The sequence below is a fragment of the Stenotrophomonas tumulicola genome (assembly GCF_014117215.1).
Lineage (GTDB): Bacteria > Pseudomonadota > Gammaproteobacteria > Xanthomonadales > Xanthomonadaceae > Stenotrophomonas > Stenotrophomonas tumulicola.
This window is the reverse complement of record NZ_JACGXS010000005.1, coordinates 111,439-126,719: the sequence shown is the minus strand read 5'-3', so window position 1 is coordinate 126,719 and position 15,281 is coordinate 111,439. Positions and strand designations below refer to the sequence as shown.

At 64.3% G+C, this 15,281-nt stretch carries 15 protein-coding genes; 5 read left to right on the top strand and 10 right to left on the bottom strand.

Annotated features, from left to right (window positions below; genetic code table 11):
• Positions 1 to 10: 10 nt before the first annotated feature.
• The gene (locus H4O11_RS11520; protein WP_246333442.1) at positions 11 to 1,057 is read left to right on the top strand and encodes a magnesium and cobalt transport protein CorA; all 1,047 of its coding nucleotides are present in this window, start codon (positions 11 to 13) and stop codon (positions 1,055 to 1,057) included.
• Between the two features lie 50 nt (positions 1,058 to 1,107).
• Here the strand turns inward: H4O11_RS11520 and H4O11_RS11515 are convergent, their stop codons facing one another.
• The 6 genes from H4O11_RS11515 to H4O11_RS11490 all read right to left on the bottom strand — a co-directional run bounded on the left by H4O11_RS11515 (position 1,108) and on the right by H4O11_RS11490 (position 8,413).
• Positions 1,108 to 2,472 (bottom strand): NAD-dependent succinate-semialdehyde dehydrogenase, encoded by a 1,365-nt coding sequence (locus H4O11_RS11515; protein WP_182339574.1) that lies wholly within the window; start codon positions 2,470 to 2,472, stop codon positions 1,108 to 1,110.
• 106 nt (positions 2,473 to 2,578) lie between these two features.
• The gene (locus tag H4O11_RS11510) at positions 2,579 to 3,424 is read right to left on the bottom strand and encodes an ABC transporter permease subunit (RefSeq protein WP_182339573.1); all 846 of its coding nucleotides are present in this window, start codon (positions 3,422 to 3,424) and stop codon (positions 2,579 to 2,581) included.
• Positions 3,421 to 4,332 (bottom strand): ABC transporter permease subunit, encoded by a 912-nt coding sequence (locus H4O11_RS11505; protein ID WP_182339572.1) that lies wholly within the window; start codon positions 4,330 to 4,332, stop codon positions 3,421 to 3,423. The genes H4O11_RS11510 and H4O11_RS11505 overlap by 4 nt, the downstream gene beginning before the upstream one ends.
• Entirely contained in the window at positions 4,329 to 5,465 is a 1,137-nt protein-coding gene (locus tag H4O11_RS11500; RefSeq protein ID WP_182339571.1) for an ABC transporter ATP-binding protein, read from the bottom strand. Before H4O11_RS11500 ends, H4O11_RS11505 begins: the two co-directional genes overlap by 4 nt.
• 216 nt (positions 5,466 to 5,681) lie before the next feature.
• Positions 5,682 to 6,797, bottom strand: coding sequence for a polyamine ABC transporter substrate-binding protein (locus H4O11_RS11495; protein WP_182339570.1), 1,116 nt, complete (start codon positions 6,795 to 6,797; stop codon positions 5,682 to 5,684).
• A gap of 218 nt (positions 6,798 to 7,015) precedes the next feature.
• Complete coding sequence (locus tag H4O11_RS11490) at positions 7,016 to 8,413, bottom strand: glutamine synthetase family protein (protein WP_182339569.1); 1,398 nt, start codon at positions 8,411 to 8,413, stop codon at positions 7,016 to 7,018.
• Between the two features lie 173 nt (positions 8,414 to 8,586).
• Here H4O11_RS11490 and H4O11_RS11485 point away from each other — a divergent pair, with 173 nt between their 5' ends.
• Entirely contained in the window at positions 8,587 to 9,894 is a 1,308-nt protein-coding gene (locus tag H4O11_RS11485) for an NAD(P)/FAD-dependent oxidoreductase (RefSeq protein WP_182339568.1), read from the top strand.
• 252 nt (positions 9,895 to 10,146) lie between these two features.
• On the opposite strand, the gene H4O11_RS11480 is transcribed toward H4O11_RS11485, so the two are convergent.
• Entirely contained in the window at positions 10,147 to 11,439 is a 1,293-nt protein-coding gene (locus tag H4O11_RS11480) for an MFS transporter (RefSeq protein ID WP_182339567.1), read from the bottom strand.
• Positions 11,440 to 11,606: 167 nt separating this feature from the next.
• On the opposite strand from H4O11_RS11480, the gene H4O11_RS11475 reads away from it, so the two are divergent.
• Both H4O11_RS11475 and H4O11_RS11470 read left to right on the top strand, forming a co-directional pair.
• The gene (locus H4O11_RS11475) at positions 11,607 to 12,254 is read left to right on the top strand and encodes a hypothetical protein (protein WP_182339566.1); all 648 of its coding nucleotides are present in this window, start codon (positions 11,607 to 11,609) and stop codon (positions 12,252 to 12,254) included.
• A 343-nt stretch (positions 12,255 to 12,597) separates the two neighbouring features.
• Positions 12,598 to 13,032: a hypothetical protein gene (locus H4O11_RS11470; protein ID WP_182339565.1), complete on the top strand. Its 435-nt coding sequence runs from the start codon at positions 12,598 to 12,600 to the stop codon at positions 13,030 to 13,032.
• Between the two features lie 157 nt (positions 13,033 to 13,189).
• On the opposite strand, the gene H4O11_RS11465 is transcribed toward H4O11_RS11470, so the two are convergent.
• The 3 genes from H4O11_RS11465 to H4O11_RS11455 form a co-directional block, all read right to left on the bottom strand.
• Positions 13,190 to 13,693, bottom strand: coding sequence for a hypothetical protein (locus H4O11_RS11465; protein WP_182339564.1), 504 nt, complete (start codon positions 13,691 to 13,693; stop codon positions 13,190 to 13,192).
• Positions 13,694 to 13,912: 219 nt separating this feature from the next.
• Complete coding sequence (locus tag H4O11_RS11460) at positions 13,913 to 14,536, bottom strand: RHS repeat-associated core domain-containing protein (RefSeq protein WP_484600398.1); 624 nt, start codon at positions 14,534 to 14,536, stop codon at positions 13,913 to 13,915.
• A 54-nt stretch (positions 14,537 to 14,590) separates the two neighbouring features.
• On the bottom strand, positions 14,591 to 14,845 hold the full coding sequence (locus tag H4O11_RS11455; protein ID WP_246333438.1) for an integrase core domain-containing protein: 255 nt from the start codon (positions 14,843 to 14,845) through the stop codon (positions 14,591 to 14,593).
• On the opposite strand from H4O11_RS11455, the gene H4O11_RS11450 reads away from it, so the two are divergent.
• The gene (locus H4O11_RS11450; protein WP_220466698.1) at positions 14,844 to 15,158 is read left to right on the top strand and encodes a helix-turn-helix domain-containing protein; all 315 of its coding nucleotides are present in this window, start codon (positions 14,844 to 14,846) and stop codon (positions 15,156 to 15,158) included. The two genes, H4O11_RS11455 and H4O11_RS11450, sit on opposite strands and share 2 nt — an antisense overlap.
• Positions 15,159 to 15,281: the final 123 nt, after the last annotated feature.

The following is a 15,281-nucleotide window of genomic DNA, read 5'->3' as shown; positions in this document are numbered from 1 at the left end:
GATGGCAGGCATGTCACTGCCTGCTTCAGACCCTTCATCCCCGACACAGCCTGCCTCCACGGAAGCCGTGCCCGGCAATCCCGGCTGCGTGATCAACTGCGTCCATTACGATGACCAGGGCAAGCGCCATGACATCAGCCTGGATGCGATCAGCGAGGTCATCGCCAGCGACGACGGTTTTGTCTGGGTCGGCCTGTACGACCCCGACGAAGCGGTATTGCTGAAGCTGCAGGAGGAATTCTGCCTGCATGACCTGGCCGTCGAGGATGCGCGCAATGCGCACCAGCGGCCGAAGGCGGAAACCTACGGCAACTCGCTGTTCGTGGTGGTGAACACGGCCCAGATGGTCGACCAGCGCATCCAGTACGGCGAGACCCATGCCTTCGTCGGCCCGCGCTTCCTGGTCACCGTGCGGCATGGCGCATCGCTGTCCTATGCGCCGGTGCGCGCTCGTGTCGAACGCGAGCCGGACCTGCTGAAGATGGGCCCGTCGTACTGCCTGTATGCCGTGCTGGATTTCGTGGTCGACAACTACCTGCCCATCACCCTCAGCTTCCGCGACACGCTGGACCTGCTGGAAAAGGACATCTTCGCCGACAGTTACAAGCGGTCCACGGTGGTACACCTGTACGAGCTGAAGCGCGAACTCAACAAGATGCGGATGGCGGTGGCGCCACTGCAGGACGTGCTGTCACAGCTGCGGCGTTATCCGCCGGAAAGTGGACTGGTACCCGACGAAGTGAAGCTGTACATCCGCGACGTGCACGACCACGCGGTGCGCATCAGCGACGTGATCGATACCCTGCGCGAGATGCTGGGCACCGCGCTCAGCGTCAACCTTTCGCTGGTGACGCTGGCTCAGGGCGAAACCGTCAAACGACTGGGTGCATGGGCTGCGCTGCTGGCTGCCCCTACCCTGATCACCAGCTGGTATGGAATGAACTTCACCCACATGCCGGAGCTGGACAAGCCCTGGGCGTATCCGCTGGTGATCATCGGCGTGGGCGCGGTATGCGTGGGGCTGTATCGGCTGTTCAAGCGCGCGAAATGGCTGTGACCCTGCGCACGGGAGCGCCGGGCACGGCGCGGCGCTCCCCGTGCAGCAGGTCAGGCCACGTAGACCGTCTTGATGTTCATGAACTCATGGATGCCATGCTCGGCCAGTTCACGGCCAAAGCCTGACTGCTTGCTGCCACCGAACGGCAGCCGCGCATCGCTCTTGACCACGGAATTGACGAACGCGGCACCGCACTCCATGTGCTGCGCGAAAGATTCCCCACGTGCGGCATCAGCCGTCCAGACACTGCCGCCCAGCCCAAAGCGGGTGTCGTTGGCAACGCGCAGCGCGTCGGCCTCGTCCCTTACCCGGATCACCGCCGCTACCGGCCCGAACAGTTCCTCGTCATAGGCCGGCATGCCCGGCCCGACCCGGTCCAGCACGGTGGCCGGGTAGCCGGCGTAGGTGCCTGCAATGGGCTCTCCGCCCAACAGCACCCGTGCGCCCTTCGCCACGCTGGCCTGCACCTGCCTGTGCAGCTCATCGCGCAGGTCCGCACGGGCCATCGGTGCCAGCGTGGTGCTGGCGTCGGCCGGATCACCATGGCGCCGCTGGCCGGCAGCCTCGACGAAGCGCCGGGTGAATTCCTCGGCGACCGCTTCGACCACGATGAAGCGCTTGGCCGCGATGCAGGTCTGGCCACTGTTGTCGAAGCGCGACTTCACTGCCGCTTCCACGGTCTTGTCCATGTCGGCGTCATCCAGGACCACGAAGGCATCGCTGCCCCCCAGCTCCATCACGCACTTCTTCAGCTGCTCGCCCGCGTTGGCCGCGATGGAACGGCCAGCGCGCTCGCTGCCGGTCAACGTCACCGCCTTCACCCGGCGGTCGCGCAACACCTCGGCCGCCTGGTCGTTGTCGATATGCAGCACATCGAATACGCCGGCCGGCGCGCCGCCGGCACGCACCACCTCCAGGATCAGGTCGGCACACCGGGGCACGTTGCTGGCGTGCTTGAGCAGGGCCACGTTGCCCGCCATGAATGCCGGCGCCAGGAAGCGGAATACCTGCCAGATCGGGAAGTTCCACGGCATCACCGCGAACACGCAACCAATCGGTTCATAGCGGACATAGCTGCGGTGTGCCTCGGTGTCGACCTGCTGCGGCTGCAGGTAATCGGCGGCATGCCCGGCGTAGTACTCGCAGGCCTGTGCGCACTTTTCAATCTCGGCCAGCGCCTCGGCCTTCAGCTTGCCCATTTCCGCAGTCATCGCCTGCTGGATGTCCTGGCGTCGACCGCGCAGTTGCATGGCAATCGCCTCCAGCACGCCGGCGCGGCCCTGCAGGGAGCGGGCCGACCATGCCGGGAATGCATCGGCCGCAGCCTGCAGCCGCACTTCGATGCCACTGCCGTCCAGCAGTTCGTGGCGGTATTCCACCTTGCCGGTGGCCGGATTGACGATTTCAACGGTCATGAGGGGGCTCCTGAAGACAGGCCTCCATTCTGCGCCGCCCCCCGTGAGCCGCATGTTGCCGGGGCGGTCCACACCGGCCGCCCGCATGCGACACAGCACTGCGCCCTCAGCCGTTGTCCTGGCGCGCCAGCTGCAGGTCGGCCTGCCGGCGTTTTTCAGCGCGCGCATTGAAAAACCAGCCGATTACCGCCGCGACCGCCACGGCCGACACCATCAGCGTGGCGAGTGCGTTGATCTTCGGGCTGATGCCCATCCGCACCGAGGCGAACACCTTCATCGGCAACGTGGTCGAGCTGGGGCCGGCCACGAAGCTGGCGATCACCACATCGTCCAGCGACAGGGTGAATGCCAGCAGCCAGCCGGCCAGCAGCGCCGGCGCGATGATCGGCAGGGTGATCTTCAGGAACACGGTAAGGCGGCTTGCCCCCAGGTCCATCGCCGCCTCTTCCAGCGATATGTCCAGCTCCTGCAGCCGCGAAGACACCACCACCGCCACGAAGGACAGGGTGAAGGTAACGTGGGCGATCCAGATGGTCATCGCCCCGCGCGCCGGGAAGCCGGGGATGCTGCCCATCGACACCAGCAGGGTCATCAGCGAGAAACCCAGGATGACATCCGGCATCACCAACGGCGCGGTGATCAGCGCGCTGAACGCGGATTTTCCGCGGAAGTTGCGGAACCGGGTCATCACCATCGCCGCCATGGTGCCCAGTACCGTGGCGGCACAGGCCGTCCAGAAGGCCACCTTCAGGCTCATCCACAGCGCATCCATCAACGCGCGATCATTGAACAGTTCGCCATACCAGCGGGTGGAAAACCCGGCCCAGACCGAGGCCAGTCGCGAGCTGTTGAAGGAAAACAGCATCAGCAACAGGATAGGCAGGTACAGGAAGGCGAAACCCAGCGCCAGCGCACCCCAGCCCAGCCAGCGGTAACCGCGCAGGGTGCTCATGCCTGCTTCCCTTCCAGCAGGCGCTGCTGGGAGCGGTTGAACAGGAAGATCGGCACCAGCAGCAGCAACAGCATCACCACCGCCACCGCCGAGGCCACCGGCCAGTTGCGGTTGTTGAAGAACTCTCCCCACAGCACGCGCCCGATCATCAGCGTATCCGGCCCGCCCAGCATTTCCGGGATCACGAATTCGCCCACGGCCGGGATCATCACCAGCATGCAGCCAGCGATGATGCCCGCCTTCGACAGCGGCAGGGTGATGCGCAGGAACGCTTGCCACGGCCTGGCACCGAGGTCGTAGGCAGCTTCCAGCAGGCGCTGGTCGTGCTTGACCAGGTTGGCGTACAGCGGCAATACCATGAACGGCAGGTAGCAGTACACGATGCCGATGTAGGCGGCGGTGGGCGTGTACAGGATATGCAGCGGCTGGTCGACCAGGCCGATCTTCAGCAGCAACTGGTTCAACAGGCCATTGCGGTCGAGGATGCCGATCCACGCATACACGCGGATCAGGAACGATGTCCACGACGGCAGCACCACCAGCATCATCATGACGTTGCGCGAAGAGGGAGTCATGCGCGCGATGGCATAAGCCATCGGATACCCGATCAGCAGCGTCAGCAGGGTAGAGACCGCGGCAATCTTGAACGAGCTCAGGTAGGCCAGCACATATTGCTGGTCACGCACCAGTTGCAGGTAGTTTTCCAGGTTGAGCTTCAGCGACAGCGCACCATCCATGTACTGCAGCAGCCACGTATACGGCGGCGAGCCGACCCGGGTATGGGTGAACGAGATCATCAGGATGATCGCAAACGGCACCGCGAAGAACAGCAGCAGCCACAGGTACGGCACGCCGATCACCGCATCGCGCAATCCCGGCAGCCGGCGCTTGGGCGCGGCCGCGGTCATGAGGTAAGCACCACGCCGTCGTTGTCGCGCCAATGCATCCAGACCGGGTCGCCCCAGGTCAGCCCATCACTGGCCCAGCGCTGCGAATTGGCGAAATTGGCCAGCACCTTGGCACCACTGGGCAGGCGCACGTGGTAGACCGAATGGCTGCCGAAATAGGCGATGTCCTCGATTACCCCCTGGGCTTTGTTGGTGTCACCTTCCGGCTCGTCCTTGCCGATCATCACCTTCTCCGGGCGCAGCGCGAACGCAACCGGCTGCCCCTCGTAGCAGGTGATGCCGTGGGCGATGTAGATGGGGGCCGGGAACATGGGGGTACGCACCGTGACGTATTCCGGCAGGTCCTCGTCGATCACGCCTTCAAACGTGTTCACCGAGCCGATGAAGCCGGCCACGAAACGGTTGGCTGGCTGTTCGTATACCTCGTCCGGCTTGCCTACCTGCTGGATCCAGCCGGCATCCATCACCGCGATGCGCGTGGCCATGGTCATGGCCTCCTCCTGGTCGTGGGTCACCATCACGCAGGTCACCCCGGAGGTTTCGATGATGTTGACCAGCTCCAGCTGCATCTGTGAGCGCAGTTTCTTGTCCAGCGCGCCCATCGGTTCGTCCAGCAGCAACAGCTTCGGGCCCTTGGCCAGCGAACGTGCCAGTGCCACGCGCTGCTGTTGGCCGCCGGAAAGCTGGTGCGGCCGGCGCTTGGCCAGCTGGCCCATCTGCACCAGTTCCAGCATCTCACCCACGCGGCGCCGGATCGCATCGCCGGCCATGCCGTCCTGCTTCAGGCCAAAGGCGATGTTCTGCTCCACGCTCATATGCGGGAACAGCGCGTAGGACTGGAACATCATGTTGACCGGGCGCTGGTAAGGCGGCAGCGCATCCAGCCGCTGGCCATCGAGCACGATCCGGCCCGTGGTGGGCGTTTCAAAGCCGCCCAGGCAACGCAGCAGGGTCGACTTGCCACTTCCCGAACCGCCCAGCAGCGCGAAGATCTCGCCCTTGCGCACATCCAGGTTGACGTCGTCGACGGCGACGAAACCATCGAACTCCTTGCGCAGGTCGCGGATGGACAGATAGCCGGGCTCACCGTTCGCATCGACGAGGGTGGCTTCCGGCAGGGCTTCAACGGGCATGGGGGGCTCCGGGAGCAGGCGGTGGACAGCGGGCGCCATTCTACCGGCCAGGGGCCGACGGGGATATGACGGCAGGTGGCGATCGCGAATCCGGGCCAGCCGCCGCAGTAGCGCCGAGCCATGCTCGGCGGAACCCGCCCCGCCCAATCGACACAAGCCGCCGAGCATGGCTCGGCGCTACCAGCGTCCCGCACAGGACCACCCGCCGCCGTGCAATCAACGACCGGTTTTGATCTCGGTCCACAGCCGGGTGTAGAGCTTGTCGGTCTCCGGGCTGTTGATCGCATAGGTGAACATCTTCTCGGCCACGTCGGCCGGCGGATAGATGGTCGGGTCGTTGCGGATCGCTTCGTCCACCAGCGGGGTCGCTTCACTTACCGGGTTGGCGTAGTGGATGAAATCGGTATTGGCCGCCGCCACCTTCGGTTCCAGCAGGTAGTTGATGAACTGGTAGGCCGCTTCCGGATGCTGGGCATCCTTCGGAATGGCCAGCATGTCGAACCACTGCGGCGCGCCCTCGCGCGGGATCGAGTACGCCACGTGTACGCCGTTGCCGGCTTCTTCGGCGCGGTCACGGGCCTGGATGATGTCGCCCGACCAGCCGACCACCAGGCAGGTACCGCCGTTGGCCAGCGACCCGACGTACTGCGACGAGTGGAAATTCTGCACATACGGGCGGATCGACTTCAGCAGCTCGGCCGCCTTCTGGATGTCGGCCGGATTGCTGCTGTGCGGATCCAGGCCGAGGTAATGCATCGCCGTGGGGATCATGTCCGATGGCGTGTCCAGGATGGTCACGCCGCAATCCTTCATCCTGGCGATGTTCTCCGGCTTGAACACCAGGTCCCAGCTGTTGGCGATGTCGGCGCTGCCACCGAAACGCTCCTTCAACATGTCCACGTTGTAGCCGATGCCGGTCGTGCCGATCATGTACGGCACGCCGTACTTGTTGTCCGGGTCCTGGGTGGCGATGCGCTGCATCACCTTGGGGTCCAGCTTGGCCAGGTTCGGGATCTTCGACTTGTCCAGCGGCAGGAACACGCCGGCCTGGATCTGCCTGCCGAAGAAATTCAGCGTGGGCACCACCACGTCGTAGCCGCTGTTGCCGGCCAGCAGCTTGGTCTCGACCATCTCATCGCTGTCGAACACATCGTAGGTGACCTTGATCCCGCTCTCCTTCTCGAAGTCCGGGATGGTGGCCTCGGCGATGTAATCGCTGTAGTTGTAGACGTTCAGGACCTTGCTGTCCTGTGCCTGTCCAGCACCATCACCGCCGCCACAGGCAGCAAGCAAGGCAGTGGCAAGGCCGAGCGAAAGGGTGCGCAGCTTCATCGGGGGGCTCCAGTTCCAGGTGGGGCCGGCCTGCAGGGGCCGGCGACGGCTGCCAGCCTAACGCCGGGGCGCCGGATCATCCAGTCACGCTGCGTGTGACGGGTCGGCGATGGGGGCGTGGCCGGAAGAATCGGTAGCGCCGAGCCATGCTCGGCGGCGCGTATCCGAGGCGCAGGACAACGAGCCGCCGGGCATGGCTCGGCGCTACAGAACAATGTCTAGACATTGAGCAGCAGGAACTCGCGTTCCCACGAGCTGATCACCCGGAAGAAGGTCTCGTACTCCTTGCGCTTCACTGAAATATAGGCGCGGCAGAAACGCTCGCCCAGCAGCGCCTGCAGTTCCCTGCACTGCTCCAGCCCGTCCAGCGCCTCACCCAGCGAACGCGGCAGGTTGTAACCCAGTTCCTTGGCACTGCCACTGACCGGCGCGTCGGGGGCCAGCTGGCCGCGCATGCCCAGCAGGCCGCAGGCCAGCGTCGCGGCCATCGCCAGGTACGGGTTGGCATCGGAACCGGCGAAGCGGCTTTCCACCCGCATGTTGTCCGGGGTATCCATCGGTACCCGCAGCCCACAGGTGCGGTTGTCGAACCCCCAATGCACGTTGCTCGGCGACACCTCGCCAAACACCAGCCGGCGGTAGGAATTGACGTTCGGCGCGAAGAAGGCCATCGCCTGCGGCGCGTACTTCTGCAGCCCGCCCAGGTAATGGGCGAACACCGGGCTGAGTTCCCCTTCGCCCTGCCCTTCGCCAGCGAACACGTTGCTGCCGTCGCTGTGCCTCACCAGGCTCTGGTGGATATGCATGGCGCTGCCGGGCTCGTTCTCCATCGGCTTGGCCAGGAAGGTGGCATACACCCCATGGCGCATCGCCGCCTCGCGCATGGTGCGCTTGAACAGGAACACCTGGTCGGCCAGGTCCATCGCACTGGAATGGGAAAAGTTGACCTCCAGCTGCGCCGCACCGGATTCGTGGATCAGCGTGTCCACGTCCAGCTTCATCGCATCGGCGTAGTCATACATCAGGTCCAGGATCGGATCGAACTCGTTCACCGCATCGATGGAGTAGGACTGCCGTGCCGTCTCCGGGCGTCCGGAACGACCGGCCGGCGGCAGCAGGGGAAAGTCCGGGTCGGTGTTCTTCTGCACCAGGAAGAACTCCAGCTCCGGTGCCACCACCGGGCGCAGGCCCAGCTCTTCGTAGGCATCCAGCACGCGGCGCAGCACGTTGCGCGGTGCCAGCTCGTGCGGCTTCCCATCCTTGGTATAGCAGTCGTGGATGATCTGCGCGGTGGGATCGGTGGCCCATGGCACCATGCGCACCGTTTCCGGGTCCGGCCGCAGCACCATGTCCGAATCCGACGGCGACGTCAGTTCGTAATAGTCGTCCGGGTAATCACCGGTGACGGTGGTGGCGAAGATACCCTCGGGTAGCCGGGTGCCATAGTCGTGGGAGAACTTGTCGGCCGGAATGATCTTGCCGCGCGCGATGCCGGTGATGTCCGGTACCAGGCACTCCACTTCGGTGATGCGCCGCTCCTTCAGCCAGTGCAACAGGCTGCTTTCCTGCGCCTCTTCCACCGTTGGTGACTTTCGCGGGCGGGCTTGCGAACTCATGAGCGTTCCTGTCCAGGTGTTGTAGCTGCCGGCAAGCATGACCGAAAGCGCGGAACACAGCGTGACAACAGGGTTCATGACCGAGGCGCCACGCCATGCGCCGGACCATAACGCACATCGAAGGCGGCAACCACCGGGAAGTCACACCCTTGCCGCCCTGTCTGGTCCAGACTATGCCGATGGACCCATCGCATCGCCTGCGCGAAGACCCTGCCCTGCCGCCCAGCTGGTATGCCGCCAGCACGGCACCGCGTGCACCGCTGCCGCCGCTGGACGGCGACACGCAGGTGGACGTGGCCATACTCGGGGCCGGCTATACCGGTCTGTCGGCGGCACTGGAACTGGCTGCGCGCGGCCTGCGCGTGGTGGTGCTGGAGGCATGCCGCATCGGCTGGGGCGCATCCGGCCGCAATGGCGGACAGGTGCTGTCCGGCTATGGCTGCGAAGTGGAGACACTGGAGGCGCTGGTCGGCACGGACGACGCCCGCACCTTGTTCGACTTCTCCCGCCAGGGCGTGCAGCTGGTGCGCGAGCGCATCGACCGCCACCGGATCGACTGCCATTGGGTGCCCGGACACGCCAGCGTTCCGATCCGTCCGCGCCAGGCCCGCACGTTGCGCCAAAGCATGGACGCGCTGGTCGACCGCTATGACTACCCGGTGCAATGGTGGGACCAGCCGACCCTGCGCGCGCAACTGGACAGCCCGCGCTACCTCGGCGCGATGTTCGACCCGCTCGGCGGCCACCTGCATCCACTGGCCTATGCCCACGGGCTGGCCGATGCCGCCCTGCAGGCCGGCGTCGTCATCCATGAGCAGACACCGGTGCTGGAACTGCTGCGGCACCCCCGTCCGTCGCTGCGCACCGCCACTGGCACGGTGCACGCCGCGCACGTCCTGCTGGCCGGCAACGCATGGCTGGACGATATCGCGCCGGAGCTGGAACGCCATGTCATGCCGGTAGGCACCTACATCGGTGCCACCCCGGTGCTGGGTGCCGAGCGCGCGCGGGCATTGATCCGCAACGACATGGCGGTGTCCGATACCGGCCTGGTGCTGGACTACTTCCGCCTCAGCCACGACCATCGCGTGCTGTTCGGCGGCGGCGCCAGCTATTCCTCGTTGCCGCCGCCGGGCCTGGCCAGGGTGATGCAGCGCCGGCTGTGGACGGTGTTTCCGCAGCTGCAGGGCGTGCCGCTGGACTACCTGTGGGGCGGCTACGTGGACATCACCACCCACCGCGCCCCGCACTGGGGCCGGCTCACCCCGGACATCTACTTCGCGCAGGGTTTCTCCGGCCATGGCGTGGCTGCGGCCAACCTGGCCGGCCAGGTCATCGCTGAGGCCATCGCCGGCCAGGCCGGGCGGCTGGATGTGTTCGAGCGCATCCCGCGGCGGCCCTTCCCCGGCGGCCGCCTGATGCGCATGCCGTTGCTGGTGGCCACCATGGCGCTGGTGAGGCTGCGCGATCTGGTTGCATGATGGGGGGCGGCTTGACGGGCATGGCCCGTCACTACCCGGTGCTACCTGTTTGACGGGCGTGGCCCGTCACTACCCGGGTGCTATCTGTTTGACGGGCATGGCCCGTCACTACCGGCGCGCTATCTGCTTGACGGGCATGGCCCGTCACTACCCGGTGCTACCTGTTTGACGGGCATGGCCCGTCACTACCGGGTAGAGCGGGGCCATGCCCCGCTGCTTTTCGTTCCGACGCCCATACCCCGTCCACCGGCATCATTGCGCCCGCCGCTGCAGTGCCAGCAGCGCGCAGATGGTCACCAGCGCGGCCGCGCACAGGTAATACCCCACCGCCACCAGGCCAAAGCGTTCGGCCAGCCACGTGGCCAGGTACGGCGCCGGTGCAGCGCCCAGGATGCCGGCCAGGTTGAACGATAACGACGCGCCGGTATAGCGCACCTGCACCGGGTAGATCTCGGCCAGGAAGGTCCCGCACGGGCCGTACGTAAGCCCCATCAGGAACAGCCCCAGCGACAGGAACGCCAGCACCATCCACGGACTGCCCGCCTGGAACATCGGTGCCAGCAGCACGCCGAACACCACGATCAACCCACTGGCGATGATCATCGTGCGCCGCGTACCCCAACGATCGCCGTAGCGCGCGGAGATGGGAATGCCGGCAGCGAAGAACAGGATGCCGACCATCTGCAGCAGCAGGAACTGTTCGCGGCTGTAACCCAGCGCGGCCGTGCCATGGCCCAGCGCGAACACCGTCATCAGGTAGAACAGCACGAAGGTGGCGAACGCGCCCAGCGTACCCAGCAGCATCGGCGCGGCATGGTCGCGCAGCACGCTCAGCATCGGCAGCTTGACCCGCGCATGCGCGTCCAGTGCCTTCTGGAAATCCGGGGTCTCGTGGATGTTCAGGCGCACCCACAGCCCCAGCCCGACCAGCAGCGCGCTGGCCACGAATGGAATGCGCCAGCCCCACTGCAGGAAGTCGTCGGCCGACAGCAGCCGCCCAAGCAGCAGGAAGATGCCCGCCGACAGCAGGAACCCCAGCGGCGCCCCCAACTGCGGGAACATGCCGTACCACGCACGCTTGCCCGGCGGTGCGTTCTCCGTTGCCAGCAACACCGCCCCGCCCCATTCGCCGCCCAGCCCCAGGCCCTGGCCGAAACGACACAGCGCCAGCAGCGCCGGCGCCCACAGGCCGATCTGCGCATGCGTGGGCAACAGCCCGATCATCACCGTGGACAGGCCCATGGTGAGCAGCGCGGCCACCAGCGTGGCCTTGCGGCCGATGCGGTCACCGAAGTGGCCGAACACCGCCGACCCCACCGGGCGCGCGATGAACGCGACGGCGAAGGTGGCAAGCGACTGCAACAGCGCCGCCTTGTCGCTGCTTTCCGGGAAGAACAGGTGCGGAAACACCAGCACCGCCGCGGTAGCGTAAATGTAGAAATCGAAGAATTCGATGGTGGTGCCGACCAAACTGGCCAGCAGCACGCGCTGTGGTGAATTGGCCGGCGTGGACGAGGTGGAGACAGGTGCAGCGGTGGACGACATGGGCAGATGGGTGGCCAAAGAGCGTTCCGGATTCTGCCATGCGGCTCCCTGCCCCGGGCGCATTGGTTTCATCGGACACCGCCAGCCGACAGCAGGAGGCCGGCAACGAAACTTTTCCAGCACATCGGTAGTCTCAGCGCCCAGGTACCTGCACGGATGCACCGCCGATGCCGACACTGGCCCTGTCCCGCCCCCCATTTTCTCCGCCTGCTGTCCAGCGCCTGCTGGCCTGGCTGGTAGTTATTGCCGTGCATGCGTTGATCGGCTGGTGGCTGATGTCGACCACGCGCGCCGGCAGCCAGCGCACCGACGAATACCGCACCAGCCTGCGCTGGCTGGCGCCTGCGCCTGTACCGGTTTCCATGGCCGCGGCCACATCCCGGCAGCAGCGTGCAATGCCGCCCCCTGCCCGGCAGGGTGCTCCGGTGACGCAGATGCCCGCCGCCACCGGTCCCACCGCTGATGCCATCGTGGAGACGCCGCCAGCACCGCTGGACCTGGGACTGCGCGCCGGTGCGGTGCGCGGCGGCGACGGTATCGATGCGACCACCCTGGCCCCGAAGCTGATCGGCCGCCGCGACCTACATCCCGCGTTCCAGGCCAAACCGCGCTACTTCCGCATGCGGCCGCAGATGAGCCCACAGCAGGTGTTGCAGGGCGTGGCGCAGTTCCTTGGCCTGTGGCCGCCCGGTTATGCGGTGGACCCGTGCGCGCTGGGCCGGCAGGACATGCAGTATTTCCAGGGTGCCGTGGACGACATGGACCGGCAGGCGCTGCACGACGCCATCCACCAGGCCAGCGCGCATTGTCGCTGACGCCGGCGCTGCGCTACCGAACGCGCATGACGACGCATTGATCGCGCAAACCACACATTTCCTCATGGACAGGGGCGGTACTTCCTACGCACGATGATGACGCTGGAGCCACAGGGCGCCAGCCGGGATTGGCATCCTGATTCGCAGTGTTCCTTGCACTCTGTTGCTGCCCTCACGGGCCCGGCGGAGAATGCATCGCCTTGCCGGTCATACGGCGGGCGATGTGTGGGGATTTCCTGATATCCGCCGGTTTTTGGGAACACTGCGACCGGTATGCCAACCCGCATCGTCCGCCACCTCGCGCCCTGCCGCAGGTGGCCTTCCTGCCATGTGAGGTTGACCGATGTCCCAGCATCCCCTGAGCGGCGCGCGCCTGTATTCCCTGATCGGCGACGCCATGCACGATTTACCGGCTGCTTTCATCGACGAACTGGAGCGGGTGCTGATTTCCAGCGGCATGCCGCATCCAGATTCACCGACCGCACGCCATCTGCGGCTGGTCCACCCGGCGGGCGGCGGCACTGACGCGGCCCTGGCGGACCTGGCGGACCAGCAGGGGTCCGGCGGGCCAGACCGGGACGCCCGCGAATTGGCGTGCGGCAGGCAACAGGCACTGGGTGCGATCCTGGAGATCCTGCACGCCGTCCATCAAAACCAGCATGGCGGATCTGGCGAAGTGCTGCTGGATGAGCGGCTGCTTGAGGGATTGATCGTGGCGGGACGGGAGTTGGCGAAAGACTCTGCAGGTACGCCTCGAGGTAACCCACGGGCGGGTTGACGTCGCTTCTACATAGAGCTGGGTCTGATTCTGGCTTTGAGGGTAATCACCTCGCTCACCGCAGTCCAAGTGAAAAAATTGCCAACCTCCGGCCGCAGGCTCAGATGCTAGACCTTGTACAGGAAAAACTAGCAACTCCATTGAGTTCTGCACACGTCTAGGACAGAAATTTGACGCCTCCATCATTTGGTACGCACATAACAGAATTAACTTCCGACACAAGGTGGCCGGCAGGCGCCTCCATCTCCACCTTCCAAACGTAATCTTCCTGCTCTTTGTCCTCTTTTTCTAGTTGCATAGCAATAACTGAGTCCCCGACGGAGATCGATAAAGAACCGTCAAAACTTAAATTTACTTTTGTCACCTCCTTGCCGATGCATGAATATACGCCGGACAAAAATTTTGCCCTTTTTGTGAAGAACCCTCCTACTGAATTCTCCATCACCAAATTATCCCCGCCCCGCATCACAGCGCCGCATGAGAAGTCATTGTCGACATATAAAGAAATTCCAGGAAATGCCCCATCATTAATAAACCTTAAGGAGACCGTGATACTGCTTACGCTAAAGCAATCAAGATGCGCGCCAACCAACATTCTATTTAAAGACTCACCAGCCATTGTCAGGCTTAGTTCGGTTTTTTCTCCAATCGCGATACCCACTATTTCCTCCCTCTATAGTAAATATGACTGCCTGTTCGCTGCTCGCCCTTTGGTATATTTCCAAAATTTTTACCATTCTGGGGATTCACGGGCTGATTCGGATTGCCCTGTCGCGTAGCCACCACCCTCGAAGCATGCTTTGGCCCTCCATCCATCACCCTGACGTCCATCTTCATTTCTGAAACACTGTGAAGTGTTCCAGATTATGTACCAGAATCATTAGATATTCTTACCCCCTTTGTAACCGGCGCCCTCCAGAGCTGCTCTCGTGTCGGACGGTCTATTCCCAACTTTTACTCCTGCCAAGGTAGGACCTTGCGCTTCCCCCACCGCCGTTCTTAGGAAAGGCGCCGCGATTGCTCGCAATAGTCTAGGCACCGTAGCGCCACCATAGGCCGTAAACGCAGTCTTTGCTTCTGCCTTTGCCAAATTCCAAGCAACTTCCTGCTCACAAGAATTGCTGCCACCACATGCCTGTTGTACAGCAGGCCAAGAATTGGCAGTACCCGTATTCGACCAGCTTTGCCTACCATCAGGGTCAGTAAAGCGATACGGATTGCTCTTGGCATACCGATACCGGTTGAGCTGTCCCACCGGGTTCCCATACGCGGTCACCTGATCCACAGACAAGAACAGTCCCACGCCCGGATCGTAGTACCGCTGCTGCATGTAGCTCAGCCTAGTCGTCGCATCGCTCACGTGTCCCGTATACCCCGGGCCATCCCCTACCTCATCGCCCACCACTGCCCCATACGGCTCGAACGTCGTGCGCTCCACCACGTTGCCATTGGCGTCGGTCTTGGCCACCACCGACCCCAGCGCATCAGTGTGCAGGTAGCGCACCGTCGTCTGTGCCTGGGCTGGCAGTGTGTAATGACCCACCGGTTTCTGCTCAGGTCATGCGGTTAATGTAGCGGCATAGGCCGCATCTGGGGTCATCATCTTCAGCGCCTGATGAGGGCGCTGTTGGTTGTAGAAGGTGATCCAGTCAGCAATCACCCGCAATGCATGTGTTTGGCTCTCGAAGCGATGCCGGTGCACGCACCGCTCTTTCAGCGTCCGAATCAGCCGTTCCACCACCGTAGAGCCACAACACAGCGTTGCCATGACACCAGACGAGAAAGCCTTCTTCCGCAAGCTAGGGGCGCGCATGGCCGACCTGCGCCGCGACCAGGGACTGACACAGGTGCAGTTGGGCGAACTGATCGGCGTGAGCCAGCAGCAGATCGCCTCGTTCGAGATCGGGCGCAGGCGCGTTCCAGTGTCGCTGCTGGCGGCGCTGGCGACCGGGCTGGCGGTGACGGTGGAGGAACTGATTGGCGTGCCGGAGCGACGGCCTGCCGGCAAGCGCGGGCCGGCACCGAAACTGCAACAGCAGTTAGAACGGATCAGCCAGCTACCGAAGGCCAAGCAAAAGATGGTGAGCGAGCTGTTGGATTCGCTACTGGCGCAGCCGGGACGATAAGCCTCAACCCCATGAAGCACAAGGCCCGCGATGCGGGCCTTGTGCTTCATGGGCGATCGGGAAGTGAACCTGACACCGTTACTCCGGCATGCCGGCCACGCGGAGCGCCACCAAGCGCGGGCC